Source organism: Ferrovum myxofaciens, from assembly GCF_000735045.1.
GTDB classification, from domain to species: Bacteria; Pseudomonadota; Gammaproteobacteria; order Burkholderiales; family Ferrovaceae; genus Ferrovum; species Ferrovum myxofaciens.
The window spans coordinates 1-1557 of record NZ_JPOQ01000212.1; the positions used below are offsets into that span (position 1 = coordinate 1).

Below are 1557 nucleotides of genomic sequence, written 5' to 3' on the forward strand. Positions count from 1 at the left end.
GGGGCAAAGCCCCACCTCGCAAAACATGATCATAAAGTTACGGCGACGATATCACTGAAAGAATCGGGAAGTTGAGGGTTCGGTGAATCTGGATTATGTGACAGTCACAATAAATATCACCCCCCCCTTAGCCGACTTGACTTCCAATTTCAAACTGCTGCTTTTGGCCCAATTTCAAGTTGCTGATGACAGGCGTGACAAAGCCTCACATTTTCGCTCGAGGCAGACCCGTGGAGTCATCGAGTTTTGTATATTTCTCGCAAACGTAGGTTTGCGACAAGCCTGCCCAGTCATCCAGCGCGGCATGGGAAATCAAGGCATTTCGATTCTCGAAAATAGTTCTTGAAACTATATTCTCACTCGCTTATCATTTCAATTTCGATAAAAAAAAGATGCCCATGCGACCGTCCGTTGTACTTAACCTAAAACGAAGTGCTGTCCGTGAAGCGGCAAGCCGCTTTCGCGTGGCGAACCCGCGCGTCTTCGGCTCGGTGCTTCGCGGCACAGACCAGGACGGCAGCGACCTTGATCTGCTGGTCGATGCGCTGCCAAGTGCAACGCTGTTCGACCTGGGCGGCCTGCAAGACGAGCTGGAATCGCTGCTCGGCATTCACGTCGATCTGTTGACCCCGGCCGATCTGCCGCCGAAGTTCCGCGCCAAGGTGCTCGCGGAGGCACAGCCGGTATGAACGAAAACCGCCTTCCCGACTACCTCGAGCACCTGCAGCAAGCCGCAACGGATGCGTGCGCCTTCGTGGAGGGTCTGGGCAAAGCCGATTTCCTTGAGGACAAGCGCACCCAGCAGGCCGTCATCATGAGCCTCATCATCATTGGTGAGGCGGCGACGAAGGTAATGGACAGTTACGTCGAGTTCACGCAGGCCCATGCGCAGGTGCCGTGGCGCAGCATGCGCGGCATGCGCAACCGCATTGCTCATGGCTACTTCGACATCAACCTCGACGTGGTGTGGGACACCGTGCAAACGGCGCTGCCGGAGTTGCTGAAACAACTGCCCGCTGTGCGGCGGGATACCGATGACGAAGACAGCAATCGCGATGTCATCGAATGATCACTATCAGGGCAGGCGTCATTGCCACACATCACCAACCATGAATCCACACAACGTTGATCGTGCTCGCGTCGTACGCCTGACTGACTTGCCGAATGTTGGTAAGGCGACTCCGAGGACCTTCGCTTGCTGGGCTATCTCGCGCCAGAACAGATTGTAGGGGCCTCTCCCTTCGAGATGTATGAACGCCTTTGCTCAACCCATCTCCGCGAGAATCCCCTCGCTTTAGCCATGGGGAGGAAAGCGGGAAGTTGGTTTTGACTTAGATTTGTCTTTCATTATATATCTAGCATCTGTATAATTAGTACATGAGCGATTACACCATAAAATACAAGAGCAACCTGAACGTAGTTTACTCTTGCAAGTACCATGTTATATGGTGTCCTAAGTATCGGCGTTCGGTTTTAGTGAAGGGCGTTGACGTTCGGCTGAAAGAAATTATACAAGACGTTGCTACTGAGTATAAATGTGAAATATTGGAACTTGAG

3 protein-coding genes are annotated in these 1557 nt (G+C 52.7%); all 3 read left to right on the top strand.

Features of this window, described 5'->3' with window-relative positions; all coding sequences use genetic code 11:
- Window positions 1-398: 398 nt before the first annotated feature.
- A complete protein-coding gene (locus tag IV91_RS0112865) occupies window positions 399-689 on the top strand; it encodes a nucleotidyltransferase family protein (protein ID WP_031599087.1) in 291 nt (96 codons plus the stop codon).
- Entirely contained in the window at window positions 686-1069 is a 384-nt protein-coding gene (locus tag IV91_RS0112870) for a HepT-like ribonuclease domain-containing protein (protein WP_031599089.1), read from the top strand. Before IV91_RS0112865 ends, IV91_RS0112870 begins: the two co-directional genes overlap by 4 nt.
- Before the next feature lie 308 nt (window positions 1070-1377).
- Window positions 1378-1557 (top strand): IS200/IS605 family transposase (gene tnpA, locus IV91_RS17470; protein WP_031599090.1); only part of this gene is annotated, 180 nt, incomplete at its 3' end.

Bases quoted from the DNA above. Each gene is read 5' to 3' on its own strand.
- IV91_RS0112865 (WP_031599087.1), top strand. From the start codon at position 399: ATGCGACCGTCCGTTGTACTTAACCTAAAACGAAGTGCTGTCCGTGAA.
- IV91_RS0112870 (WP_031599089.1), top strand. From the start codon at position 686: ATGAACGAAAACCGCCTTCCCGACTACCTCGAGCACCTGCAGCAAGCC.